Source organism: Streptomyces racemochromogenes (assembly GCF_044129415.1).
GTDB lineage: Bacteria > Actinomycetota > Actinomycetes > Streptomycetales > Streptomycetaceae > Streptomyces > Streptomyces racemochromogenes_A.
The window spans coordinates 12,450-36,887 of sequence record NZ_JBBDHD010000021.1; the positions used below are offsets into that span (position 1 = coordinate 12,450).

A 24,438-nucleotide genomic window follows, 5' to 3' on the forward strand; every position below is an offset into this window, starting at 1 on the left:
GAGCTACAGGTACAAAACACGGGCATGCCGGAGCCGCCCCTCGCGGGGCGGGCCCGGAGCGGGTCCTACAGGGAGTCGACGGTGGCCTCGACCACCAGCGAGAGGCGCTCGGGCCCCTCGGCGACGCGGGCCAGCAGCCGCAGGCCGACGGCCGTGCTCAGCAGCATGCTCCCGACGGCACGGGCGTCCCGCTCGGCGGAGATCTCCCCCGAGCGCCGGCCCTCCTCGACCAGCGCCCGCAGGGCCTCCTCCGTGCGGTCGAACATCCGCCGCACCAGTTCGGCGGCCACCTCGTCGGCCCCGGCCAGCTCCGCGGCCGTGTTGACGGCCATGCAGCCCCGCCGGTCGGGATCGGTGAGGTCCATCTCGACGAGCATCCGCAGGGCGGCCCGCAGCCGGTCCTTGACGGGGCCGTCCCCGCCCAGCGCCTCGATCACGGCCAGCGCCTGGCTGTCGCGGTAGCGGCGCAGGGCCAGTTCGAACAGGGCGTGCTTGCTGCCGAAGGCGTGGTAGAGGCTGCCCTTGCCGATGCCGAGCGCGTCGACCAGGTCCTGCGGTGTGGTGGCGGCGTAACCCTGGCGCCAGAACACCTGCATGGCCTGCTCGACGGCGGCATCAGGATCGAACTGCTTCGGCCTTCCCATGATCGTCATCCAACATCATTCTGGACCCATGGGTCAAGTACGGGTCTCTCCGGCGGGGCCACCGGCCCCGCACCGTCCTGTCCGGCGAGGGTCAGCAGCACCAGCGCGTCCGTCCAGCCCAGCGGTACGACGGCCTTCGGCAGCCCCTGGGCGTCCACCGTCTCCGGCAGCTCGCCCAGCAGGTTGCGCTGCGCCAGCACCCAGTCGAGCACCGCCCCGCCCTTCGCGCGCTCGCCCGAGGCCGTCCAGGCCAGGGCGAAGAACGAGGTGCTCGCCGTCCAGGTGACGTTCCCCCACCGGGTGTCCGGGTCGCTGCCCGGGACCAGCCCGCCGTTGGGCCGCCGCAGCTCCCGGAAGGTGTCGTCGAGCGCCCGGGACAGCCCCGCGGGCGCGGTGTTGAACGGGGGCGCCATGAACGCCGCCGCGCTGTCGCGCCCGTGCAGCCCGTCGGCCGTGCGCCCGTACCCCTTCGGCGCGAACCGCTTCGCGATCCCCGCCTCCAGCCGCCCGGCGGCCCGCGCCCAGCGTTCGGCGTCCGCGTCCCGCCCCAGCTCCCGGGCGAGGTCGCGGGCGGCGTTCAGCCCGGCCAGCAGCGGGGCGGCCGTGCCGATGTTCGCGGTCGTGGTGGGCAGTTCCCAGTAGTCCGGCGAGGCGGGCGGCAGCCCCTCCGCGTCCAGCGAGCCCGCCGTGAAGTCGGCCGCCTTCGCCAGCGCCGGGTAGAGCGCCCGCAGCCGCTCCGTGCGGTCCGCGGCGGGCGCGGTGCGGTACCACTGCCAGGCGGCCCAGGGCACCCAGCCGTTGGCGTCCAGCTGCCACGGCCGGTTGTCGGGCGGCCCCGACCCGTCGAGGCGGGTCCGGGCCTCCCAAGTGCCGTCCGCCCGCTGGGTGCGGGCGCTGTAGCGCAGGATCCGGTACGCCTCCTCGTCGTGGCCCGTGTGCGCGAACGCCGCCGCGGCGAAGGCGGAGTCCCGCGGCCAGGAGAAGTCCCAGAACGGGTACCAGGCCGCGGCGAAGGCCCCGTTCGGCCGCAGCAGCGCCCGCATCGACAGCAGCGCCCGCTCGGCGGCCTCGCGCCGGGCCCCCGGACCGCCCGGGACCGTCCCCGAGGCCAGCCAGCGCCGGGACTCCGCGATCTGCGCGAGGGCCCCCGGGTCCCCGGCGGCGACGACCCGGGACTTGGCCGCGCCCGCCGGCAGGTAGCGCCACCGCCCGGACGGCAGCTCCAGCACGTTGCTTCCCGGCACGTAGTGCGCGCCGACGGCGAAGGCCGGCTCGACCGCCTCCACCGCGCCGGCCCCGTCGGCCAGCAGCCCCGCCGTGCGGGCCGGCTTCAGCGAGGCCGGGACGTAACAGGCCTCCGCCTCCCCGCACCGCTCCGCGCCCGACGGGTTCACGTAGAACGCGAACCGCCCCGCGTCATCCCGCCAGCCGCCCCCGGCCTCGTCGTACCGGGCCCCGGCCGGAGCCCCGGCCCCGTCCCCGCGCGTGCCGTGCCAGACGACCGGCTTGTCCTCCGCCGTCGTGGCCTGCGCGAACAGCCAGTAGCGGGCGCCCGGACGTACGGCCGCCGCCAGCGGCACCTCCACCCAGCCCGCCCCCGCCCCGCCCAGCCCGGCCAGGTCGACGGCCGCGTCCGCGACCGCGGACCCGGGATCGTCCCGGACGGTGCGGACCTGCACGCGCACGCTCCCGGTGCCCGCACCGCTGCTCAGGTAGAGGCTCACCCGCTCCAGCCGGCCGGCCCCGGTGCTGAACTCCTGTGCCCCGGCGTTCCCGCCGCCCCTGATCCCGGCCAGTGCCGTGTCGTGCCCCGCCTGACGGTCCGGCGCCGCCCGCCGGGCCTGGGCGGGGGGCCCGCTCGCGGCGGCCGCACCGGCCGTGGCGTCCGCGGCGTGCAGCAGCGTCGTGAGCAGGGCGGTGGCCGCCAGCGCGGACCGTGTGCGCATCACGCATTGCCTCCACTGTGATGAACCGTCAAAAAGCCTGGCAGAGCGCGCGGACGGCGCTATTCATCCAATATCCCCGGCTGGAGCGCCGCGTCGGCCGCGAATGCGCACACCACGCGCGGGACACTCCGCGAAGTCCCCCGTTCGGGCGCACGCCTTCACCGGTCCTCCACAGCCGCACCAGCGGGGCACCACCGGCCTCGCGCAGGCTCTCCTCGTCCACCACCACGCACCCGTGCGCCCACCCGAACCGACCGGCACGTGAGGCGCCGGGCCAGTACCCACCGGGGGAACAGTGATCACTCGACGGACCGCACTCAAGGCAGGCGTGGCGGCCACCAGCATCGTCGGCACCGGCGGCATGCTGCTGCCGGTCGTGAACGCGAACGCGAAGGAGGCCGCTCCCGCCGAGGCGGCCGAGCTCGACGCGGCCGGCATAGCCAAGTTCACGCAGAAGATGCCGCTGCCTCCGGTCCTCGCGCCCTACTTCAGCACCAGCAGCACGAGCTACTACCGCATGACCCTCAAGGAGGCCACGAAGGAGATCGTGCCGGGGCTGCGGACCCCCCTGCGCACCTTCAACGGATCCTTCCCCGGCCCGGTCATCAAGGCCGAGTCCCACCGCCGGGTCGTGATCAAGCAGACCAACAACCTCGCCGTCCCCACCTCGATCCACCTCCACGGGGCCCACGTCCCGCAGGACAGCGACGGCTCCCCGATGGACCTGATCCCCGCCGGCGGCGGCACCAAGACGTACACCTACCCCAACACCCAGCCGCACGCGAACCTGTGGTTCCACGACCACGCCCACCACATGGAGTCGGAGAACGTCTTCCGCGGGATGACGGGCACCTACATCCTCACCGACGACGTCGAGCGCCGCCTGGGCCTGCCCTCCGGCCAGTACGACGTCCCGGTCTCGCTGCGCGACGCCCGCTTCCTGGAGAACGGCGAACTCGTCTACGCCATGGGCGACTTCAAGAAGCGCAACGTCGTCCTCGCCAACGGGAAGGCCTGGCCCTACTTCGAGGTGGCCTCCCGCAAGTACCGCTTCCGCCTCACCAACACCTCCAACCAGCGCTTCTTCGACCTCTCCCTCGCCGACGACTCCGAGCTGGTGCAGATCGGCACCGACGGCGGCCTGCTGCCGGCCCCGTACCGCACGAACGTCGTCAAGATCAGCCCCGGCGAGCGCGCCGACGTGGTCATCGACTTCTCCCGCTACCCGGTCGGCACCGTCATCGAGCTGCGCAACAAGGACATCGCACCCTTCGAGTCCGCGGACGTGGTCGGCAAGGTGCTCCAGTTCCGGGTCACCCGCACCGCCCCGGACCGCAGCGTCGTCCCGGAGCAGCTGCGCACCCTGCCCCCGCTGGGCGCGGCCACCGTCAACCGCGAGTTCGACATGCGCATGGACGAGGCCCCCGGCGGCAGCGCGTACATCAACGGCAAGACGTACGACATGGACCGCATCGACACCGAGATCGCCTACGGTGCCACCGAGATCTGGACCGTGCGCAACTCCAACAAGATCGCCCCGCACAACTTCCACATGCACCTGGTCCAGTTCCGGGTCCTGGAGCGCAACGGCCAGCCCGTCACCTCCGGCCCCGAGACCGGCCTGAAGGACACCGTCCCGCTCAAGCCCGGCGAGACCGTCAAGCTCCAGGCCACCTTCACCGGCTACCGCGGCACCTACGTCTACCACTGCCACCTGTTCGACCACGGCGCCATGGGCATGATGGCCAATATGCGCATCTCCTGACGCCCGCCCCCCTGCGTATCCTCACCCCGGCGGCAGCGGCCCGCCGGGGTGAGCCCGCGTCCGGGCCCGTTGCCCGGGCGGACCCCCGCTCGTTCGGCTGTCCGACGGGACCGGCGGGCGGGACCGGCGGACAGGGAGGGACGCTCGGGATGCGGATGGCGCGCAGGACGGTACTGGGGGCGGCCTCGGCGGGGGCGCTGGAGGCGCTCCTCGGACACTCCCGGGCCGAGGCGGCGGCCCCGGGCCCCGCACCCGGGCCCGCTCCGGTCCCCGCCGGGCCGGCGGCGCCCGTGCGCCTGCGGTTCACCCGTACGACCAACGGCGCCGCCACCGCCACCGCCTCCGGGGACCGCGTGATCGCCGAGGTCCAGGGGGCCTTGTGGTCCCTGCCGCCCGACGGCTCCCCGGCGACCCGGCTCACCCCTCCCGACCTGGAACCGGGGCGCCCCGTGCTCTCCCCGGACGGCGGCCGCGTCGCCCTGAGCGCCTACCGCGGCGGGAACTTCCACATCTGGGTGATGCGCGCCGACGGCACCGGACTGCGGCGGCTCACCGACGGCCCCTTCGACCACCGCGCTCCCGCCTGGTCGCCCGACGGCCGCACCCTCGCCTTCTGCTCCGAACGCGGCGGCGACCCCGTGGCCGGCAGCCCGTACCGGATCTGGACCGTGGCCCTCGGGGACGGCGGTCTGCGCCGCCTGACCGGTCTGCCCGGGCAGGACGGACCGGAACAGGGCGGCGACTGGGAGGACTTCGACCCCGTCTTCACACCCGACGGCTCCCGCGTGCTCTTCGTCCGGGCCACTCCCACCGGCGAGGGCGGCCTCACCGCCCGTACCCTCGCCTCCGCGGCCGCCGACGGCACCGGGCCCCTCCGCACCGAACACACCGCCGCCGAGGGCAGCCTGCTGGCCCCCGCCCTCTCCCCGGCCGGACGCACCGCCTGGCTCTGCGCCACCCCCGGCCCGCGCAGGGCCGAACACCTGACCCTCTACGCCGACGGCCGCCCCGTCCTCCTCGACGGAGACCTCGCCCCCGCCCCTCCGCGCTGGCTCGGCGACGACCGCCTCCTGATCACCCTCGACGGACGGTTCCGCACCGTCCGCCCCCACCTCGACCGCACCGGCGAGGAGATCCCCCTCGACGCCACCCTCGACGTGGCCCGCCCCCGCTACCGGGTCAAGGAGTACGTCCTGGAGGCCGAACGGCCCCTGCCCGTACGCGGGATCCACCTGCCCGCCCTCGCGCCCGACGGCCGCCGCGTGGCCTTCGCCGCCCTCGGCGCCCTCTGGGTCGCGGACGTCACCGGCGGACCCCCGCGCCGCGTCCTCCAGGCCCCCGCCACCGCCTACCCCCAGAACCCGGTGTGGACCCCGGACGGCCGCGCGCTGCTCTACACCGACGACCGCGACGGCCTGAACACCGTACGCCGACGGGACCTCGCCGACGGCCGCGAGACCGTCCTGTCGCCGCCCGGCCGGGTCTACGGCTCCCTCTCCCCGGACGGCACCCGCCTCGCCGCCCTCGACCTCTCCGGCCGGCTCTCCGTCCGAGACCTCGCCACCGGCACGGAGACCCCCCTCGTCACCGCCCTCGGCGGCGGCGGACTGCCGAGCCCGCCCAGCTGGTCGCCCGACGGACGCCACCTCGCCCTCTGCGACCGCAACCGGCTCAGCCGCCGGTTCCGCGAGGGCTACAACCTCATCCGGATCGTCGACACCGCCACCGGCGCCGCCCGCCTCCAGGCCCTCGCCCCGCACGCCTCGCTCTCCGACCGCTACGCCTCGGGCCCCGTCTGGTCGCCCGACGGCCGCTTCCTCGCCTGCGTCAGCGAGTCCGCCCTGTGGCTGCTGCCCGTCAGCCCCGACGGCACCCCCACCGGCGCGGCCCGCCGCCTCACCGACGAGAGCGCCGACCACCCCTCCTGGTCCGGCGACTCCCGCACCCTGCTCTACCAGTCCGCCGGCCGTCTGCGCCTGCTCCCCCTCGACGCCGACGGACACCCCGCCGGAGCCCCGCGCACCGTCCCCGTCGCCCTCACCCACCGCCGTCCGGCACCCGTCGACACCGTCGTCCACGCCGGACTGCTGTGGGACGGCACCGGCACCCCGCCCCGCGCCGACGTCGACGTCCTCGTCAGCGGCGGCCGGATCACCGCCGTCGAACCCCACCGCCCCGGCCGCCGCGCCGCCCGCACCGTCGACGCCTCCCGGGGCACTGTCCTGCCGGGCCTGTGGGACTCCCACGTCCACCCGTACCCCTACACCTACGGCGCCCGCCAAGGCCTCCTGCACCTCGCCTACGGGGTCACCACCGCCGTCTCCCTCGGGGGCTCCGCCTACGAACAGGCCCGGCTGCGCGAGGACATCAGGGCCGAGCGGCTCGCCGCGCCCCGGCTCCTGGCCGGCGGGGAACTCCTCGACGGCTCCCGCGTCGCCTACAGCATGGGCCGCGCCCACCGCACCCCCGAGGGCTTCACCCGCTCCCTGGCCCGCGCCGCCGCCCTGGACTGGGACTTCGTCAAGACCTACGTCCGCGCCCCCTACGCCACCATGGAGGAGGCCGCCCGCTTCGCCCACGAACGGCTCGGCGTCCTGTCCGGCTCCCACCTGTGCGCGCCCGGCATCCAGTCCGGCCAGGACCTGACCACCCATCTGATCGCCACCGAGCGCGCCGAGTACGGTCACGGGGCCACCCCCGGCGGCCACACCGAGGAGGACACGCTGGAGGTGTACACGCACGGCCGCTTCGACCTGATCGCCACCCCGTTCACGGCCTTCCCCCTCCTCGGGGCCGATCCCTCCCTCGCCGCCGACCCCCGGGTCACGGCCCTGATGCCGCCCTGGGACGCCGCCGCCGTCGCGGCCGCGGCCGCCCAGCCGCCGAGCCCCGAACAACTCGCCTCCCTGGAGCGGGAGGTGGCCGTCTACCGCGCCGTCCTGGACGGCGGCGGCCGGATCGCCCTGGGCACCGACGCCCCGCTCACCCCCGTCGGGCTCCACCTCCACCTCGCCCTGCGCGCGCTGCACCGCTACGGTCTGTCCCCGGCCGAAGCCCTCACCACCGCCACCCGCACCCCGGCCCGCGTCTTCGGCGCCGACGCCCACCTGGGCACCGTCGAACCCGGCAAGTACGCCGACCTCACCCTCGTCGACGGCGACCCCTTCACCGACTTCGCCGACCTGGTCCGCGTCCGCGCGGTCCTGCGCGCCGGCACCCTCCACGAACGCGGCACCCTGGAGGCCGCCCACCCCGCGCCCGCCGCCGCGCCCGCCCCGGCCGCCTGGCACCCGGTCCGGAACCAGATGCGGCGCGACTCCTGCTGCAACACCCCCTCTCTGCACGGGGGTTAACCCCCCTGGCGGCCACCGGGCCGCCGGATGGGGCCCCGCCCGCAGGTCGGCGAGGCTTGCGCCATGACGACCCACCGGACGACCTCCCTCCTGCTGGCCCTCGCCACCGCCACCGCCCTGACCGCGGCCGCCGTCCCCTCCGCCTCCGCGGCGGCGGCCGACGGCCCCCGCTCCGCGGCACCCCGCCTCGACTGGCGCCCCTGCGCCAAGCCCGGCGGTCCCGACGCGCAGGAGTGCGCCGACCTCCCCGTCCCGCTCGACTACGCCGACCCGGACGGCCCGCGGATCAGCGTGGCCGTCTCCCGCGTCCGCAGCGACCGCCCGGCGGCCCGCCGGGGCACCCTCGTCCTCCTCCCCGGAGGTCCCGGCGGCTCCGGCGTCCAGCGCCTGGCGCAGAAGGGCACCGCCCTGCAGAAGGAGCTCGCCGGCGCCTACGACCTCGTCGCCTTCGACCCCCGCGGCGTCGGCGGCAGCACCACCGCGACCTGTGGCCTCGCCCCCGAGGACCGCTACCTCACCGCCCTGCGCTCCTGGCCCGGCCCGGACGGCGACATCAGCGGCAACCTCGCCCGCTCCCGGCGCGTCGCCGAAGCCTGCGCCGCGAACGGCGGAGCGGTCCTGCGCAGCTTCACCACCGCCAACGAGGTCCGCGACCTGGACCGCCTCCGCGCGGCGCTCGGCGAGCGCAAGCTCTCCGCCTGGGGCGTCTCGTACGGCACCTACGTGGGGGCCGTCTACGCCCAGACCCACCCCGGGCGCACCGACCGCTGGGTCCTCGACAGCAGCGGCGACCCCGACCCGGCGCGGGTCGCCCGGGGCTGGCTGGCCAACATGGGCAAGGGCGCCGACGACCGCTTCCCCGACTTCGCCGCCTGGGCCGCCGACCCCGCCCGGGACGGCGAGGGCCTGCGCCTGGCCGGGCGCCCCGAGGAGGTGGAACCCCTCGTGCTCTCCCTCGCCGCCTCCCTGGACCGCGCCCCGCGCCCGACCACCACCCCGGGCGTGCCCCTGACCGGCAACGGCCTGCGCCAGGCGGTGCAGAACGCCCTCTACGGGGACTCCGCCTTCCCCGGCCTCGCCCGGCTCCTGCTGGCCCTGCGCGACCCGCGGGCCACCCCCGTCCTCCCGCCCGAACTGGCCCAGCCCCTGCGCGACCAGGACGCCTCGCAGATGGCCGCGGTCATCTGCAACGACGTCGCCTGGCCCCTGCTGCCCGCCGCCGACCAGCAGCGCGCCGTCGACGAGGACCGGTCCCGCCACCCGCTGACGGCGGGCATGCCCGTCAACGTCACCCCCTGCTCCTTCTGGAAGACCGCGCCGGCCGTGCCGCCGGTCCGGATCACCGACCGCGGCCCGTCCGACATCCTCATGGTCCAGAGCCGCAAGGACCCCTCGACCCCGCACTCCGCGAGCCTGAAGATGCGCGAGGCGCTGGGAGGGCGGGCGGTGATGGTCACCGTCGAACAGGGCGGCCACGGCATGTACCTCGGCAACGGCAACGCCTGCGGCGACGCCGCCGTCACCCGCTTCCTGACCACCGGCACCCGCCCGGCCCGGGACACCGACTGCCCGAACTGACCCCGGTCCCGCCCCCGCCCCCGGGCCGGTGGTTGACTGGCCGCATGCCGCTCGACTCCTACGGCGTGCTGTCAGGGACGCTGCACCGCCACTTCCGCGACGGGCCCGGCACCACCGGGCACCGGTTCCACGTCAACCTGGAGGTCGACGCGCCCGCCGGCCGCTACCACTGTGCCGTCGACGTGGACGGCGAACGCGCCGCCACCGGCGTCCAGTGGAAGGTGTTCACCCTGGCCCCCTCGATCCTCGACCCGGTTCCGGCCATGGGCCCCGGCTACCACGAACTCTCCATGTCGCGCGGCTCCGGCGCCCTCGACCACCAGCGCCACCCCGCCCTCGTGGACCGTCCGGGCTTCCTGTTCCTGCGCCACCCGCCCGCCTGGCTCCAGGGCCTCCTGGACCGGCTGCACCCGCCTCGCCCGTGGGTGTCGGGCTCCCGCCTCGAAGCCGCCGCGGCCCTGGAGTCCCTCCTCGTGCCCGGCCGGGAGGTCCTGGTCTTCGGCACGCCCCTCGACCACGGCCTCGGGATGCGCGACGTCCACCAGAACCAGGGCGCCCCGCACGGCAGCCGGTGGTGGGCCGAGAACGGCACCTGGCAGGACGGCGCCGTCCTCACCCGGCGGCCGGACGGCTGGTACGACGTCTTCCTGAGCCGGTTCGCCGACCAGTTGGAGCCCACCGACGCCGAGGGCCGTCCGACAGGGGCGGGCTGACGTCCCGGGCCGTCAGCCGGGTTCGGGGGCGGTCCAGGGCCGGAGCTTCTCCGGGTTGCGGACCGCCCAGATGCGGGCGATGCGGCCCTCGGCGAGGTGGAAGGCCGCCACCGTCACCGTGTGGCCGTCGCGCTGGGCCACCAGGCCCGGCAGGCCGTTGACCGTGCGCTCCAGGAGGGTCAGGCCGGGGGAGAGGCCCGCGATGTGCGCCAGGTAGGCCGCGATGTCCCCGCTGCCCTCGATCGTGCGCCGGACCGTACTGACCAGTCCGCCGCCGTCGGCGACCATCGTGGCGCCGGGGTCCAGGAGGGCGACCAGGGCGCCGATGTCGCCGGCCTCCCACGCCTCCTTGAAGTCCCTGAGCAGGGCGGCCTGTTCGCGGACGGACACGGTGGGTGCGCGGTCCGGCCCGACGCGCCGGCGGGCCGACGAGGCCAGCTGCCGGCAGGCCGCCGGGGTCCGGCCGACGATCGCGGCTATCTCGGGGAAGGGGTAGCGGAAGACGTCGTGGAGGACGAACACCACGCGTTCGGCCGGGGTCATCGACTCCAGGACGACGAGGAAGGCCATGTGCACCGAATGGTCGGCGGTGACCCGGTCCGCCGGGTCGGCCGCCCCGCCGGATCCGCCGGGCCATTCCGTGCGGTCGGGCAGGGGTTCGGGGACCCACGCGCCCACGTAGCGTTCGCGGCGGACGCGCGCCGAGCCGAGCACGTCCAGGCAGATCCGGCTGACCACCGTCGTCAGCCACGCGCCCGGGGTCCGGACGGCCGCCCGCCGCCGCGGCTCCATCGCGTACCAGCGCGCGTACGCCTCCTGGACCGCGTCCTCGGCCTCCGTCAGCGAACCGAGCATCCGGTAGGCGAGGTTGGCCAGATGGCGTCGTTCGCCGGCGATCACGTCCGGCTCCGGTTCGGGGACGGTGTTCATGGCCTCGGCCGCTCCTCGGTTCCGCTCGGTCCCGCCGGCTGCCCCGGCTCCGCTCCCGACCCGCGCCTCACATTCCGCGGGGCCGCGTCGTCGGACCAGCGAGACAGTACCGACCACCGCCGCGAGGCAGAGAAGGGGCCCTTCCATGGCGACCATCGAGACGACGACGACCACCCGGCGCGCGACGGCGTACCTGCGGGCGGCGACGGCCCTCCAGACCCTGGCGGTCTTCTTCCAGGCCGTCACCGCCGGACTGCTGTTGTCCACCTCGTACGGCGAGGTGCTGCACGGCGTCGGGGCGCGCGTGATGTACGGCGCGACGATGCTGTACGTGCTCGCGGCGGTCCTGGCCTGGCGGCCGGGCGGCGGGTCGCCCCGCCCGGTGCTGTACGCGTCCGGGTTCCTCGTGCTCGCCTCGGTCCAGGTGGTGCTGGGCATCGCCCACGTCCCCTCGGTCCATGTACCGCTGGGCGTCACGATGTTCGGGCTGAGCGTCCTGGACCTGGCCCACCACCGCCGGGACAGGCCCTAGGGGGTCAGGTCAGGCCGGCAGGCCGGCGAGGCCGGGGAGCAGGCCGGCCAGGGGGTCGGCGGCCCGGGCGCGGAGCTCGGGGAGCCGGCCGTAGAGGGCCGTTCCGGGGCACTCGGTGGCGAACACGTCGCGGTGGCCGGAGATGCGGTCGACGGTGACCCGCTCGCCGCGCCGGAAGCGGCCGTTGTCGACGGATGAGGTCAGGGTGACGGTGCTCCGCGGGTCGTGCCCGTACCGGCGCAGGGCCCAGGCCGCGAGCCGGGCGACGGCCTCCAGGGCGGCGGGCGGGGCCTCCTCGTCCGTGTACCGGCCGATCACGGCGACGCCCAGGGTGTCGGTGTTGAAGCCGAGGGTGTGCGCGCCGGTCACGGGCCGGTCCGAGCCGCCGGCCCGGCCCTCGAAGACCGTCCCGCACTTGTCGACCACGTAGTTGTAGCCGAGGTCCTTCCAGCCGTTGGCCCGCTGGTGGAGGACCTGGAGCCCGCGCACGATGGCGGGGGAGTCGGCGCAGTCGTAGGCGTTGGTCTGGGCGGTGTGGTGGACGAACACCGCCTCGACGTCCCGGCCGTGGACCACCGGGGAGCGGTCGTCCTCCGCCGCGCCCCAGTCGGCGCGGGGCACGACCCGGGGGCGGCGCGGCCCTGCGCCCGCCCCCTCGTACACCGCCGTCACGGGACCGGCCGCCGGGCCGGGACCGGGGTCGACCAGGTCCAGGCGCAGTCCGGACGCCAGGACGGCGCCCGCGCCGGCGGGCCGGACCTCGACCCCGGTGGAGGGCCCGGCCCACCAGGGCTCCCCGGGCTCCAGCACCGTCCAGCCGGACCAGGAGCCGGAGGAACGGGTCCGGGTCCGGACCCGGTACCCGCCCGGTTCCGGTGTCCGGCCGGCGGGTTCGGTGACGGCCAGCATGCTGAAGGCCGCCGTGTGCGCGGCGGTGAGGGCGGGAGCGGGGCCGCCGGCGGTGAGCGTGAAGGCCCGGGCGGCGGCGGGGGGAGCGGCGGGCTGGTCCCCGGTCGCGGCCGTGGCGGTGAGCGCGCAGACCAGGGCGGCGGCCACGGTCACGGCGGCGGTCGTGTGCCGTGATCGGCGGCTTCGCACGCGGTACTTCTCCCTCGTCGACGCGATGCGCCGGCCCGGCTCCGGGAGCCCGGCCGGCGCATCACCACTTCGCTGACCGGTTGCTTCAACGAGGGAGCCGGCGAGGGGTTACGGGCATCCGCCGGCGGACGCGGCCCGGGTCAGTTCGCGGCGTAGACGCGGACCGCGAACTCCGCGATCTCCGCGTCCGAGAGGTTCTTCGCCAGGTTGGCCTCGGTGATCATCCCGATCAGCCGGTGGCCGCCGGCCACGTCGATGACGGGAAGCCGCTTGATCTGGTGGACCTCCATGACGTCCACCGCCTCCTGGGCGTGGGAGTCGGCGTCCACCCAGTGGAGCGTCCCGGCGAGCTCCCCCGCCCTCACCGAGGCCGGGTCCCTGCCCTCGGCGCAGCACTTGACGACGATGTCGCGGTCGGTGATCAGCCCCTGGAGGCGCTGGTCGTCACCGCAGATGGGCAGGCAGCCGACGTTCAGGTCGCGCATCATCCGCGACGCGTCCAGCAGGGTCTGGTCCTCCCGGACGCACTGCACACCCTCGGTCATGATGTCCCGGGCCCGCAGGTTCCTCGACATGGTTCCTCCTTGGCTCTCCGAGTGGGGGTCCGCGGCCTCGTGCACCCTTCCCTACGAGCACAGCACGGATGGGCCCGCCCGGCGCGCCGGGCGGCGGTCCCACCCCGCCCATTTTCTTGACCGTTCGTTCCGGAAAGATCTATGATCTCCGACGTGGCCAGGACCAAGGAATTCGATCCGGACGCCGCGCTCCAGTCCGCCCTCGAACTGTTCTGGAGCCGCGGCTACGAGGCGACGTCGGTCGCGGACCTCGTCGAGCACCTCGGCATCGGACGCGCCAGCATCTACGCGACCTTCGGCAGCAAGCACGAGCTCTACCTGAAGGCGCTGGACCGCTACGCCGAGACGCACGACCCGCTGCTCCTGTCGGAGCTGTCGCGGCCGGGGCCGGCGCTGCCCGCCGTGCGGGCGGTGGTCCGCCGCTTCGCCGCGGAGGCGGCCGCCCCGGGCCGGCGCCTGACGGGCTGTTTCGTCACCAACACGGCCGCCGAGCTGGGCGCGCGCGACACGGCCGCCGCCCGCCGGGTCGAGGCGAACTGGGACCGTTTCGAGACGCTGCTGCACTCCGCGCTCCTGCGGGCCCGGGGCCAGGGCGAGCTGCCCCCGGGGCGTGACCCGCGCGCGCTCGCCCGCATGCTGCTGGTCCTGCTCCAGGGAGTCCGGGTCGTCGGCAAGGCGTCGGACGACCCGGCCCGGGTCCGGGACGCGGCCGAACAGGCCCTGGCGCTGCTGGACTGACCGCACCTCGCGCGGGAGCGCTCCGGCGCTCCCTTTCGCATGCCTTCATTCTGAACCGTTCGTTCAAATATGGGCCCTGTGGCCCTCAAGGGAGTCACCGCAGATGAACCGCTTCACCGGCAAGACCGCCCTGGTGACCGGCGCCGGCTCCGGCATCGGCCGCGCCATCGCCCTCGCCTTCGCCGCCGAGGGCGCCCGCGTGGTCGCCGCCGGACGCACGGCGGCCCCGCTGGAGGAGACCGCGGCCCTCATAGCGGCCGCCGGCGGCACCGCCGCCGCCGTCCCCGCCGACGTCACCGACTCCGGCCGGCTCGCCGCCCTCGTGCGCGAGAGCGCGGACCGTTTCGGCGGGCTCGACATCGCCGTCAACAACGCCGGGATCCTGCGGGGCACCGTGCCCGCCGCCGACATCGCCGAGGAGGACTGGGACGCGGTGCTGCGCACCAACGTCACCGGCGTCTGGCTGGCGATGAAGCACGAGATCGCCCACATGCGGGCGAACGGCGGGGGCGTCATCGTCAACGTCGCCTCCAACCTCGGCGCCCACACGCGCATCCCCAACGCCGCCGCCTACGTCACCTCGAAGGCGGCCGTCGCCGCCCTCACCCGCGCCGCCGCCCTCGACCACATCCGCGACGGCGTCCGCATCAACGCGGTCAGCCCCGGCGCCACCGCCGCGCCCATGTCGCTGCGCCCGGGGGAGACCGAGGCCGAACGCGTCGAGCGGATCAGGCACGAGAACCCCCTCGGCCGGCTCGCGGAGGCCGAGGAGGTGGCCGCCGCCGTGCTCTACCTCGCCTCGCCGGAGGCCGGCGCCGTCGTCGGCACCGACCTCGTGGTCGACAGCGGCTCCTCGGCCTGACTCCGGGGGCCTACCGGCCCACGGCCGGACCGGGCAGCGGCCTCCCCGCGCAGGAGGCGTCGGCGGCCGGCATCCGGCCGTCGACGAGGAAGCCCTCGACGTAGGCGTCCACGCAGGCGTTGTGCGACTGGTAGACCCCGTGGTCGCCGCCGCCGACGGTGATCAGCCGGGTACCGGCGGTCTCCCGGTGCGCCTTCAGCGCGCCCTCGTAGTACGTGGCCGGGTCGTGCAGCGAGTTGAGCATCAGCATCGGCGGCACGCCCCGCCCGGTGACCCGCACCCGGGGCGCCAGGGAGCGGGGCCAGGCGGCGCAGACCGACGCGAAGGTCAGCTCGCGGGCCCCGGCCATCGGGTAGGCGGCGCTGTCGGCCGCGCTCCTGCGCACCCAGTACGCGCCGTCCTGGTTCCAACGCGTGTCCTGGCAGATGACGGAGAAGAAGTCGGCGGCGAACTGCGCCCCGAGCGGGTGCTTCAGCTTCTCGGCCAGGGCCTTGCGGGCGGCCGGCGGGGCCGCCTCCGGGTGCTCCAGCACACCGAGCAGGCCGGCCAGGTCGGGGAAGCGGTCGCCGCTGTAGATGACGGAGGTGGCGGCGGCGTCCAGGTGGTTGGGGGTGACCGCCGTCCCCTCCAGGTCCAGCGGGTGCTCGCCCAGCGCGTCCCGCAGCCGCTCGTACGAGGCCTTCGCCTCCTCGGCGGTCCGGCCCTGGTGGTACGTGGCGTCGTTCTCGGCCAGCCAGGGCAGGAAGTCCTGCTCGAACCGGCGCTGGAAGCTCATCGGCTGGCCCGTCAGGAAGTCCTGCCAGCTGCCGGTGAAGCCGATGTTGCTGTCGAGCACCACCCGGTCGACCCGGCGCGGGAACTCCGTCGCGTAGTAGGCGCCGAGGAAGGTGGCGTACGAGGGGCCGTAGTAGGACACCTTCGCCTCGCCGAGCAGCGCCCGGAACAGGTCCATGTCGTGGACGGCCTGGTCGGTGGTGATGTACGGGAGCAGCCCGCCCGACCGCCGTTCGCAGTCCCGGACGAACCCCCGGGCCCGCTCCACGGTGGCGTCCACCGCCTGCGGGGCGCGGTCGCGCAGGTCACCGCTGCCGAACAGGGCGTCCACCGTGTCCTGGTCGGAGCAGACCACCTGCGTGCTCGCCCCGACCCCGCGCTGGTCGAACCCGACGATGTCGTACGCGGCCGCGAGCCGCTGCGAGTAGGCCGCCAGCCCGGCCGGCCGGCCCAGACCCGAGGCGCCCGGCCCGCCGGCCGCCATCATCAGCACGCCGCGCCGCGCGGCGGGGTCCGCGGCCCGGTGCCGGGACACCGCGACGGTGAGGTCCGCGCCACTGCCCGGGTGGTACCAGTCGCGCGGCACCGTCATGGAGGCGCACTCCAGGGCCCCGGACTGGCACGGCTTCCAGTCCAGCCGCTGCTGCGCGTAGCGGGCCGGCACGGCGGGCGCGGGCGCTCCGGACCTCGCCTCGGCGGCCCCGGCCGGGGCCGCCGGAAGGGCGGCGAGGGCGAGCAGCCCGCACGCGGCGGCCGTGGCCCAGCGCGCGGGCTTGGTGAAGAGGTGCATCCGGGTGTTCCCCCCGTCGGAGTGGTTCGGTACACACCGATCCTCCGGGCCCGCGGACCGCCGGACGATCCCCCCACTGCCCGCATTCGGGGTGGTGCCAGCACCACCCCCGGCCGGTCCGGTCCGGTCCGGTCCGAGGCCGGGGCCGTGACCGGCCCTAGCTGACGAACTCCTCGTCCCCGTACCGGACTTCCGCCTTGTCCCAGTCGACCCCGAGGGCGGTGGTGAGGCGTCGCGCGAGCGGCAGGTCGGCGACCGGGGCGACCAGGATCAGCTGCCCGCCGAGGGTGACGGACCCGCCGCCGAGCTCCTCTCGGGCCCGCGGGTCGGCGGCCAGCGCCTCGCGCAGCCGGGCGGCGCTGACGCCGGAGGCCCGGATCTCGACGGCGTCCGCCTCGGGGGAGCCGTGCGGCAGGCAGCGGAAGGTCAGCACCGACTCCTGGTGGTACTGCTTGGCGATGACGCCCGCGATGTGGTGCAGCCCCTCGCGGCCGACCTCGTTCACGTCGAACTCCCGCGAGCGCTCGTAGGTCGTCTGCTTGAGGTCGCCGGACCAGAACACCCCGTCCAGCAGGGTCGAACGCCCCGCCACGGCACCGTTCGCCCCGATGATCCGGCGCACCTCGCGGTCGAAGCGGATCAGGCGTGTGGAGAGCCGCGGATCGTCGGGATCGGTGATGACGGCGGTGTTGTCGGTGGCGAAGACCTCACCGGCCGGGCAGTGCGAAGCCGCCGCCACGGGGCTCGCCTGGGCGGTGCCCGCCCCCGCCGTACCCAGCGCCAGCACCCCGACGACGACCAGCACACGCAACCGCTTCATGCTCAACTCCCTGAATGTGGGCCCCTGCTGCCTCACTCCGGGGCCGCGGCGGGCCCATCCTAGGAGCCGGACGGGCCGGCTCACTCCGGGTTACGGCATATGGCGGACACCGGGCGGTGTGGTTCCTTCCGCCCCCGGCGGGCGCGATGTTGACGTGAGAGCGGCCGCCGCCGGGGGTATGGCTCATCCCCGGGAGGGGTTTCGTGACAGCTGGCGCAAGGAACTCGGTCCGGGCCCTGGCCCTCCTGGGGTCCGCGGCGGTCCTCGCCCTCGCCGGGTGGCTGGTCTGGCTGCTGCCCGGACCGCAGCTGGTCGCCGTCCTCGGACTGCGTCCCGTGGACGGCACCCTGACCGTGTCCGAGTGCTACGAGGCCTCCGACGCGGAGGGCTATCCGGGCGCCACCGAGTGCGAGGGCGTCTACGCCCCGCGCCGCTCCGGCGAGCCGCGCCGCGAGGTCCTGCTGGAGGGCGCCGCCGCGCGGTACGGGCCGGGCAGCGCCGTACCGGTCCGGATCGCCCGGGGGAAGGCGTACGAACTGTCCGGATCCGCGGTGGGGCACGTCGGCGCCGTCACCGGCTTCCTGCTGGTCCCCTTCCTCGCCCTCGCCTCCTGGCTGCTCGTCTGGGCCCGGCGCGGGAAGGCGGGGAAGGGGGAGACCCATCTGATCGCCGCCCTGGCCGCACTGGCCGCCGTGTGCGTGCTCAGCGTGGCGGCCGGGCTCCTGGTCGCCCTCGCCCACGCCGTCCTGTGAGCCCGGGCGGCCGGGCGCCCGTCACACCGCGACCGCCTCGATGACCGACGGCAGTGAGGGCGTCGGCAGGATCCGGTGCAGCCGGAACCCCGCGCGCGACAGCAGCTCCTCGAACTCGGCGGCGGTCCGCTCGCGCCCCTCGACGACCAGCAGCATCACGATGTCCAGCTCCACCGCCGGGTGCGGCACCCCGCCCCCGGGCAGCACGGCGTCGACCACCAGCAGCCGCGTCCCGGCCGCTGCCGCGCGGCGGACCGAGCCGAGGATGCGCACGGCGTCCTCGTCGTCCCAGTCGTGCAGGACGTGCTTGAGCACGTAGAGGTCACCGCCGGGCGGCACCGTCTCGAAGAAGTCCCCGCCCTCGGTGCGCCACCGGCCCGTCAGCGCGGGTTCGTCCAGCAGGTGTCCGGCGACGGTACCGGGCCGGTCGAAGAGGACGCCGTCCAGCGCCGGCCCCCTCCGCAGCACGGCCCGCAGCAGCCCGCCCCGGCCGCCGCCGACGTCGACCACCCGGGCCCGCTCGGGGAACGGGTAGGCCTGCGCGACGAGTTCGTCCTCCCGGCCGGAGAACGCCGCCATCCCCGCGTCGAAGACGGCGCGGTCCTCGGGGGACTTGCGCAGGTGCTCGAAGAAGGGGCCGCCGTACGCCCGCTCGAACGGGGACCGCCCGCCGCCCAGCGACACCGGCAGCTCGGCGGCGGACCGCACGATCATCGGGTCGGTGACCATCAGCACGCCGGCGTGCTGCGAGTGCGGCACGTCGGTCCGCAGCGGCCGGCCGGCCGCCTCCAGCCGGAACCTGCCCCGTTCGTCCTCGTGGAAGAGGCCCAGGACCGCGAGCAGCCGCAGGACGCGGCGGAGCGCGGCGGCGTCGGTGCCGGTGAGGGAGGCGAGCTCCTCCGGAGTGCGGGGGCCGTCCGCGAGGTGGTCGGGGATCCGGTGGACGGCCACCGCCCGCAGGGCCGCGGAGTGGACGTGGCCGAACATGACCTCGTGCAGCGCCGGGGGCGCGGAGGTGGCCAGGGGCCGGCCGGGGGCCAGGGGGTCGGGGGATTCACCGGGGCCGGTCACGGGCGCGCTCCTGTCGTCTCAGGGGGGTACCGCACCGCCATGGTGGCCCGTGCGGGCCACCGTTCGGGGGGTTTCCGGCGAGGCCGGACGCCGTCAAGTCGACTTCAGGGCAGACCCGGACGCGGCAGCGCCCCGTACGCAGCTGCGAGCCCCTCGCACCTGGTCACGGCGGGTACGACGGCCGTAGCCGCAATCGGTTCCCTGTGCCACGGTGGACGCATGGAGGGCAACCGGAACACCCACGGCACCCACGGCCGCGCCACCCCCCACCCCCACGACGACCGGGCGCACGACCACCCCGCCCCCGGCCGCCCCGGCCACGCGGACGACGCGCGCGCGGGCCACGGCCACGCGGACGCCCCCCGGGCGAGCCACGGCCCCACGGGCTCCGGCCGCGCGGGCCGCGTCCACGCCCCGGGCGGCCGCGAACCCGACGAGCGGGCCGACGGCGGCCACCCGCACCCGCACAGCCACCCCGTCCCCGCCGACGCCCCCGCGGCCCGCCTGCGCCACCGGCTCGCACACCGGCTCACCCCCCACCGCCACGAGGCCGCCGACAAGGTCGACGCGGCGATGGAGGCCTCCCGCGAGGGCATGCGCGCCCTGTGGACCTCCCTCGCCGTCCTGGGCGCGACCGCCGTCCTCCAGGCCCTGATCGCCGTCCTCTCCGGATCCGTCGCCCTCCTCGGCGACACCGTCCACAACGCCGCCGACGCCCTGACCGCCGTACCGCTGGGCATCGCCTTCCTCCTCGGCCGGCGGACCGCCAACCGCCGCTACACGTACGGTTACGGACGCGCTGAGGACCTCGCGGGAGTCCTCGTCGTGGCGGTGATCGGCGCGTCCGCGGTCCTCACCGCCTGGGCGGCCGTCGACCGGCTCCTGGCCCCCCGCGAGGTCACCCACCTGTGGGCCGTCGCCGCGGCGGCCGTGACCGGCTTCGCCGGCAACGAGTGGGTGGCCCGCCACCGCGTCCGTACCGGCCGCAGGATCGGCTCCGCCGCCCTGGTGGCGGACGGGCTGCACGCCCGCACCGACGGGTTCACCTCCCTGGCGGTCCTGGCGGGCGCCGCCGGCTCCGCACTCGGGTGGCCGGCGGCCGACCCCGTCGTCGGCCTGCTGATCACCCTCCCCATCCTGCTGGTCCTCGGGAAGGCCGCCCGTGAGGTCTGCCGCCGCCTGATGGACTGCGTCGACCCCGCCCTCGTCGACACCGCCGAGGGCGCACTGCGCGGGGTGGACGGCGTCCTGGACGTCGGACAGCTGCGCATGCGCTGGATCGGCCACGCCCTGCGCGCCGAGGCCGACATCGTGGTCGGCCCGCACCTGACGGTCGTCCAGGCACACGGCCTGGCGGTGGCGGCGGAAGCCGCCCTGATCAGGGCGATCCCGCGGATGAGTGCCGCGACGGTGCACACCGACCACGTCCACGCCCACCCCGGACCGGCCGGGGTCAGCGGCTGACCGGGGCCCGCTCGGCGCGCCCGACCAGGGCGGCGATCCGTGAGGCGATCTCCGGCCACAGCGCCTCGGGCAGGTCGTGGCCCATGCCGTCGAAGACGGCGAGTTCGGCGCCCGGGACGGCCGCCGCCGTGGCCCGCCCGCCGCTGACGTCGCACACGGGATCGTCTGAGCCGTGGACCACCAGCGTGGGCACCCGTACCCCGGCCAGCGCGGCCGTCCGGTCGCCCGAGGCGACGGCGGCCACGGCCTGGCGGGCGACGCCGAGCGGGTCGTAGGCCCGGTCGAAGGCGCGGGCGGCCCGCTCCCGCAGCGCGGTCTCGTCGCGGGCGAAGCCGGGCGAGCCCATGACCAGCGCCGCCCTGACCGTCCGCTCGATGACCTCCTCGCGGTTCGTGGGCGGCGGCCCCGCCAGCACCCCCAGCACGCCGGCGTCGGGCTGTCCGACACCGGGGGCGCCCGTCGTGGACATCAGGGAGGTCAGCGACCGCACCCGGCCGGGGTGCTCGATCGCCATCGTCTGGGCGACCGCCCCGCCCAGCGACATGCCGGCCACGTGGGCGCCGGCCAGCCCCAGAGCGTCCAGCAGGCCCACCGAGTCGGCCGCCATGTCCGACAGGTCGTAGGACACGGACGACAGGTCGCCTCGGCGGGCCGCCACCACGTCGGGCACCGGCGCGTCGTGGAAGTGCGTCGACAGGCCGCAGTCCCGGTTGTCGAACCGGATCACCTGCAGCCCGCGCCCGGTCAGTTCGGCGCAGAACCCGTCGGGCCAGCCGTGCATCTGGAGGGCGAGGCCCATCACCAGCAGGACGGGCGGCGCCTGCGGGTCGCCGAAGCGCTCGTAGGCGACCTCGATGCCCGACGGGCCCACGTCCACGGCCTTCTGCTCACTCACCGCTGTCATGCGACGGTTCTACACGCCCGGGACGCCACGCGAGCCGCTCCGCGCGCCGCGTGTCCCGCGTCCGGAACCGGCGCCACGCGGCGCGCGGCCGCCGGATCCTGCGCGACCGTGCGCGGAGCGGCGGCGTTTCGAGCACCTCTTGACATGCACGCGGCGCCACGCTGCACTGGTCCGCGCACCACGGCCACCCCCCGCACCCCGCACCGCGTTCCGCTCCGCACCCCCGCCTCCCAGCCGGCTGGAGCCGCCATGCGCCTGCTCAGGATCCTGATCGCCGCCGCCTGCGCGGTCGTCGCCCTCGCCCTGCCGGGCGCCGCCGCTCCGGCCCGGGCGGCCGCCGGCGCGGCGCCCCCGACGGTTCCGGCGCTGCGCCAGTGGACCCCCGGTACCGGCGCCTACGCCTTCACCACCGCCTCCCGCATCGTCCTGGCCCCCGCCTCCGCGGGCCTCCTGGCCGAGGACGCCGCCACCTTCGCCGAGGACCTCGGAGCCCTGGCCGGCCGCGAGGTCGCCGTCACCACCGGGACCCCCGCCCCCGGAGACATCGCCCTCGCCCTCGGCGAGGACGCCCTGCCCGCCGAGGGCTACCGGATGACCGCCGCCGGCACCCTCTCCCTGCGCGCCGCGACACCCGCCGGGGCCTTCTACGGCACCCGCACCGCCTTGCAGCTCCTGCACCGGTCCACGACCGTGCCGGCCGGCACGGCCGTGGACTGGCCCGCCAAGGCCGAGCGCGGCCTCATGGTCGACCAGGGGCGGAAGTTCTTCACCGTGGCCTGGCTGAAGCAGCACATCAAGGAGCTCGCCTACCTCAAGCTCAATTACTTCCACTTCCACCTCTCCGACACCTTCGGCTTCCGCCTGGAGAGCTCCACCCACCCCGAGATCGTCTCCGCCGACCACTACTCCAAGCAGGACGTCGCCGACCTCGTCGCGCTCGGCCGCAAGTACCACGTCACGATCGTCCCGGAGATCGACACGCCCGGGCACATGAACGCCGTACTCGCCGCCCACCCCGAACTCCGGCTCAAGAGCGGCACCGGCGCCGTCAGCCCCGACTTCATCGACCTCTCCCTGCCCGCCTCCTACACCCTGATCGGGGACCTGCTGAAGGAGTACCTGCCGCTCTTCCCCGCCCCGTACTGGCACATCGGCGCCGACGAGTACGTCACCGACTACGCCGCGTACCCGCAGCTGCTGAGCTACGCCCGGGCCCACTACGGGGCGAACGCCACCGCCAAGGACACCTACTACGGGTTCGTCAACTGGTCGGACGCGCTGGTGCGGGCGGCCGGCAAGACCACCCGGATGTGGAACGACGGCATCAAGTCCGGCGACGGAACCCTGCGGCCGGACCCCGGCATCCTCGTCGAGTACTGGTACACCTACGGCCTCACCCCCCAGCAGCTCGCCGCCGCCGGGCACACCGTCGCCAACGCGTCCTGGACGCCCACCTATTACGTGCTCGGCGGTGCGAAGCCGGACACCCGGTGGATGTACGAGACCTGGACCCCGGACCGCTTCGAGGGCGGCGCCACCCTCTCCGACCCGTCGAAGAACCCCGGCTCGCTGCTCCACGTCTGGTGCGACAACCCCACCGCCGAGACGGAGGAGCAGATCGCGGCGGGCATCATGTACCCGCTGCGCGCACTGGCCCAGCAGACCTGGGGCTCCCCGAAGCCGACCGCCGCCTACGCCGACTTCGTCCCGGTCGCGGCCGCCGTCGGCCACAACCCCGCCTGGCCGGCCACGGGCCGGCCGGGCAACCTGGCGCAGGGCCGCCCGACCACGGCCTCCAGTACCGAGACCGCCGCCTTCCCGGCCGCGGCGGCCACCGACGGCGACCCCGGCACGCGCTGGTCCAGCGCCTACCGGGACCCCCAGTGGCTCCAGGTCGACCTCGGCGGCGTCCGCGACGTCGCGCGGGTGGTGCTGCGCTGGGAGGCGGCGTACGGGAAGTCCTTCCAGGTCCAGCTCTCCGACGACGCCGCCGCCTGGCGCACCGTCTACTCCACCACCACCGGCACCGGCGGCCTCCAGGACCTCACCGGCCTCACCGGATCCGGCCGCTACGTCCGCGTGTACGCCACCCAGCGCGGGACCGGGTACGGCTACTCGCTCTACGAGTTCGAGGTCTACGGCCCCCAGCCCGACGCCCCCCGCACCCTCACCGCGGCGGGCAGGGCCCTGGACGACCCGGCGGGTTCCACCGCACCCGGCACCCGGCTGATCACCTGGACCCCGCACGGTGGCCCCAACCGGCAGTGGCGGCTCACCCAGGCCGCCGACGGGAGCCTCACCCTGGTCAACGGTGCCTCGGGACTCTGCGCGGCCGTCGCAGGAGGTTCCACCGCGCCCGGCGCGGCCGTCGTCCAGGAGGTCTGCGACGGGGGCGACGGCCAGCGCTGGCGGCCCACCGTCCTCGGCGACGGCGGCCGGACCCTGGCCAACCGGCGGAGCGGCCTGCTGCTGACCACGGCCTCTGCCGCCGACGGAGCACCCGTCACCCAGCAGCCGCCCGACGGCTCCCCGTACCAGGAGTGGCGGACCGGCTGACCGGGGCCTCCCGAGGCCGCCCCGGCCGGGGGTGCGAGACTGTCCGTGGCGTGCAGGGAACTCAAGAGGCGGGCGGGACCATGCGGGTGGGGGCGGGGCGCCGGGCCCTGGCGGTGCTGGCGGTGGCGACGGCGACGGCCTGCGGGGCCCCGTTCCAGGACCTGGGCCCGCTGCCGGAACGGTACGCGGGCCCGCCGCTTCCCGCCGACCGGGCGGTGGCCGACCTGACGGAGGCCATGGCGGAGGCCGGGGTGGCCGTGCGCCGTGCGCCCCGGGAGGCGAGTCCGATCGAGTGCCACGAGGTCCTGACGGCCGAGCCGCCGGCGGCGGGCGCGGACGCGGCGCTGCGGGCCGGTTTCGCCCGGGCCCGCAGCGGCCACGGCTGGCAGGACGCGCCGCGGCCCACGGAGCGGACGCTCAGCCTCCGCAAGGCCGACTGGACCGCGACCACCCAGCTCATCGGCTCCACCGCGGCGGGGCAGGCCACCTCGCCGGTCGTGATCACCCTGCTCTGCGACGCCGCCCACTCGAAGGCCGGCGCCCCGACGCCCCCTCCGACGCCCACCCCCTGAC

The 24,438-nt window shown here is 75.6% G+C and carries 20 protein-coding genes; 11 read left to right on the forward strand and 9 right to left on the reverse strand.

Annotated features, from left to right (window positions below; all coding sequences use genetic code 11):
• Positions 1–65: 65 nt before the first annotated feature.
• Both WDV06_RS11045 and WDV06_RS11050 read right to left on the reverse strand, forming a co-directional pair.
• Positions 66–644 (reverse strand): TetR/AcrR family transcriptional regulator, encoded by a 579-nt coding sequence (locus WDV06_RS11045; RefSeq protein ID WP_395509544.1) that lies wholly within the window; start codon positions 642–644, stop codon positions 66–68.
• 5 nt (positions 645–649) lie between these two features.
• Complete coding sequence (locus tag WDV06_RS11050) at positions 650–2,590, reverse strand: choice-of-anchor R domain-containing protein (protein ID WP_395509479.1); 1,941 nt, start codon at positions 2,588–2,590, stop codon at positions 650–652.
• 328 nt (positions 2,591–2,918) lie between these two features.
• Between WDV06_RS11050 and WDV06_RS11055 the strand changes: the two genes are divergently transcribed.
• The 4 genes from WDV06_RS11055 to WDV06_RS11070 all read left to right on the forward strand — a co-directional run bounded on the left by WDV06_RS11055 (position 2,919) and on the right by WDV06_RS11070 (position 9,999).
• Complete coding sequence (locus WDV06_RS11055; protein ID WP_463668211.1) at positions 2,919–4,355, forward strand: multicopper oxidase family protein; 1,437 nt, start codon at positions 2,919–2,921, stop codon at positions 4,353–4,355.
• 155 nt (positions 4,356–4,510) lie between these two features.
• On the forward strand, positions 4,511–7,708 hold the full coding sequence (locus tag WDV06_RS11060) for an amidohydrolase family protein (RefSeq protein ID WP_395509481.1): 3,198 nt from the start codon (positions 4,511–4,513) through the stop codon (positions 7,706–7,708).
• Between the two features lie 63 nt (positions 7,709–7,771).
• Positions 7,772–9,286: an alpha/beta hydrolase gene (locus WDV06_RS11065; protein WP_395509482.1), complete on the forward strand. Its 1,515-nt coding sequence runs from the start codon at positions 7,772–7,774 to the stop codon at positions 9,284–9,286.
• A 44-nt stretch (positions 9,287–9,330) separates the two neighbouring features.
• On the forward strand, positions 9,331–9,999 hold the full coding sequence (locus WDV06_RS11070) for a DUF2278 family protein (protein ID WP_395509483.1): 669 nt from the start codon (positions 9,331–9,333) through the stop codon (positions 9,997–9,999).
• Between the two features lie 12 nt (positions 10,000–10,011).
• Here WDV06_RS11070 and sigJ read toward each other — a convergent pair whose 3' ends face one another.
• Positions 10,012–10,929, reverse strand: a complete 918-nt coding sequence (gene sigJ, locus WDV06_RS11075) for an RNA polymerase sigma factor SigJ (RefSeq protein ID WP_395509484.1) — start codon at positions 10,927–10,929, stop codon at positions 10,012–10,014.
• 145 nt (positions 10,930–11,074) lie between these two features.
• On the opposite strand from sigJ, the gene WDV06_RS11080 reads away from it, so the two are divergent.
• Complete coding sequence (locus WDV06_RS11080; protein ID WP_395509485.1) at positions 11,075–11,461, forward strand: hypothetical protein; 387 nt, start codon at positions 11,075–11,077, stop codon at positions 11,459–11,461.
• A gap of 9 nt (positions 11,462–11,470) precedes the next feature.
• On the opposite strand, the gene WDV06_RS11085 is transcribed toward WDV06_RS11080, so the two are convergent.
• Together WDV06_RS11085 and WDV06_RS11090 are read right to left on the reverse strand one after the other, a co-directional pair.
• The gene (locus tag WDV06_RS11085; RefSeq protein WP_395509486.1) at positions 11,471–12,559 is read right to left on the reverse strand and encodes a peptidoglycan recognition protein family protein; all 1,089 of its coding nucleotides are present in this window, start codon (positions 12,557–12,559) and stop codon (positions 11,471–11,473) included.
• A gap of 140 nt (positions 12,560–12,699) precedes the next feature.
• The gene (locus WDV06_RS11090) at positions 12,700–13,134 is read right to left on the reverse strand and encodes a CBS domain-containing protein (protein WP_395509487.1); all 435 of its coding nucleotides are present in this window, start codon (positions 13,132–13,134) and stop codon (positions 12,700–12,702) included.
• A gap of 153 nt (positions 13,135–13,287) precedes the next feature.
• Between WDV06_RS11090 and WDV06_RS11095 the strand changes: the two genes are divergently transcribed.
• Positions 13,288–13,872: a TetR/AcrR family transcriptional regulator gene (locus WDV06_RS11095; RefSeq protein ID WP_395509488.1), complete on the forward strand. Its 585-nt coding sequence runs from the start codon at positions 13,288–13,290 to the stop codon at positions 13,870–13,872.
• Positions 13,873–13,975: 103 nt separating this feature from the next.
• Positions 13,976–14,734: an SDR family NAD(P)-dependent oxidoreductase gene (locus tag WDV06_RS11100; protein WP_395509489.1), complete on the forward strand. Its 759-nt coding sequence runs from the start codon at positions 13,976–13,978 to the stop codon at positions 14,732–14,734.
• A gap of 10 nt (positions 14,735–14,744) precedes the next feature.
• Here WDV06_RS11100 and WDV06_RS11105 read toward each other — a convergent pair whose 3' ends face one another.
• Positions 14,745–16,298, reverse strand: a complete 1,554-nt coding sequence (locus tag WDV06_RS11105; protein WP_395509490.1) for an alpha/beta hydrolase — start codon at positions 16,296–16,298, stop codon at positions 14,745–14,747.
• 157 nt (positions 16,299–16,455) lie between these two features.
• Entirely contained in the window at positions 16,456–17,118 is a 663-nt protein-coding gene (locus WDV06_RS11110) for a hypothetical protein (protein WP_395509491.1), read from the reverse strand.
• Positions 17,119–17,321: 203 nt separating this feature from the next.
• On the opposite strand from WDV06_RS11110, the gene WDV06_RS11115 reads away from it, so the two are divergent.
• Entirely contained in the window at positions 17,322–17,870 is a 549-nt protein-coding gene (locus WDV06_RS11115; RefSeq protein WP_395509492.1) for a hypothetical protein, read from the forward strand.
• A gap of 21 nt (positions 17,871–17,891) precedes the next feature.
• Here WDV06_RS11115 and WDV06_RS11120 read toward each other — a convergent pair whose 3' ends face one another.
• Positions 17,892–18,941, reverse strand: a complete 1,050-nt coding sequence (locus WDV06_RS11120) for a methyltransferase (protein WP_395509493.1) — start codon at positions 18,939–18,941, stop codon at positions 17,892–17,894.
• 219 nt (positions 18,942–19,160) lie between these two features.
• Here WDV06_RS11120 and WDV06_RS11125 point away from each other — a divergent pair, with 219 nt between their 5' ends.
• Entirely contained in the window at positions 19,161–20,405 is a 1,245-nt protein-coding gene (locus WDV06_RS11125; RefSeq protein ID WP_395509494.1) for a cation diffusion facilitator family transporter, read from the forward strand.
• Here the strand turns inward: WDV06_RS11125 and WDV06_RS11130 are convergent.
• The gene (locus WDV06_RS11130) at positions 20,395–21,309 is read right to left on the reverse strand and encodes an alpha/beta fold hydrolase (protein WP_395509495.1); all 915 of its coding nucleotides are present in this window, start codon (positions 21,307–21,309) and stop codon (positions 20,395–20,397) included. The two genes, WDV06_RS11125 and WDV06_RS11130, sit on opposite strands and share 11 nt — an antisense overlap.
• A gap of 249 nt (positions 21,310–21,558) precedes the next feature.
• Here WDV06_RS11130 and WDV06_RS11135 point away from each other — a divergent pair, with 249 nt between their 5' ends.
• On the forward strand, positions 21,559–23,865 hold the full coding sequence (locus tag WDV06_RS11135; RefSeq protein WP_395509496.1) for a family 20 glycosylhydrolase: 2,307 nt from the start codon (positions 21,559–21,561) through the stop codon (positions 23,863–23,865).
• A 50-nt stretch (positions 23,866–23,915) separates the two neighbouring features.
• Complete coding sequence (locus tag WDV06_RS11140; RefSeq protein ID WP_395509497.1) at positions 23,916–24,437, forward strand: hypothetical protein; 522 nt, start codon at positions 23,916–23,918, stop codon at positions 24,435–24,437.
• The last annotated feature ends 1 nt before the right edge of the window (position 24,438 follow it).

Bases quoted from the DNA above. Each gene is read 5' to 3' on its own strand.
- WDV06_RS11045 (WP_395509544.1), bottom strand. From the start codon at position 644: ATGGGAAGGCCGAAGCAGTTCGATCCTGATGCCGCCGTCGAGCAGGCC.
- WDV06_RS11050 (WP_395509479.1), bottom strand. From the start codon at position 2,590: ATGCGCACACGGTCCGCGCTGGCGGCCACCGCCCTGCTCACGACGCTG.
- WDV06_RS11060 (WP_395509481.1), top strand. From the start codon at position 4,511: ATGGCGCGCAGGACGGTACTGGGGGCGGCCTCGGCGGGGGCGCTGGAG.
- WDV06_RS11065 (WP_395509482.1), top strand. From the start codon at position 7,772: ATGACGACCCACCGGACGACCTCCCTCCTGCTGGCCCTCGCCACCGCC.
- WDV06_RS11070 (WP_395509483.1), top strand. From the start codon at position 9,331: ATGCCGCTCGACTCCTACGGCGTGCTGTCAGGGACGCTGCACCGCCAC.
- sigJ (WP_395509484.1), bottom strand. From the start codon at position 10,929: ATGAACACCGTCCCCGAACCGGAGCCGGACGTGATCGCCGGCGAACGA.
- WDV06_RS11080 (WP_395509485.1), top strand. From the start codon at position 11,075: ATGGCGACCATCGAGACGACGACGACCACCCGGCGCGCGACGGCGTAC.
- WDV06_RS11090 (WP_395509487.1), bottom strand. From the start codon at position 13,134: ATGTCGAGGAACCTGCGGGCCCGGGACATCATGACCGAGGGTGTGCAG.
- WDV06_RS11100 (WP_395509489.1), top strand. From the start codon at position 13,976: ATGAACCGCTTCACCGGCAAGACCGCCCTGGTGACCGGCGCCGGCTCC.
- WDV06_RS11105 (WP_395509490.1), bottom strand. From the start codon at position 16,298: ATGCACCTCTTCACCAAGCCCGCGCGCTGGGCCACGGCCGCCGCGTGC.
- WDV06_RS11110 (WP_395509491.1), bottom strand. From the start codon at position 17,118: ATGAAGCGGTTGCGTGTGCTGGTCGTCGTCGGGGTGCTGGCGCTGGGT.
- WDV06_RS11125 (WP_395509494.1), top strand. From the start codon at position 19,161: ATGGAGGGCAACCGGAACACCCACGGCACCCACGGCCGCGCCACCCCC.
- WDV06_RS11130 (WP_395509495.1), bottom strand. From the start codon at position 21,309: ATGACAGCGGTGAGTGAGCAGAAGGCCGTGGACGTGGGCCCGTCGGGC.
- WDV06_RS11135 (WP_395509496.1), top strand. From the start codon at position 21,559: ATGCGCCTGCTCAGGATCCTGATCGCCGCCGCCTGCGCGGTCGTCGCC.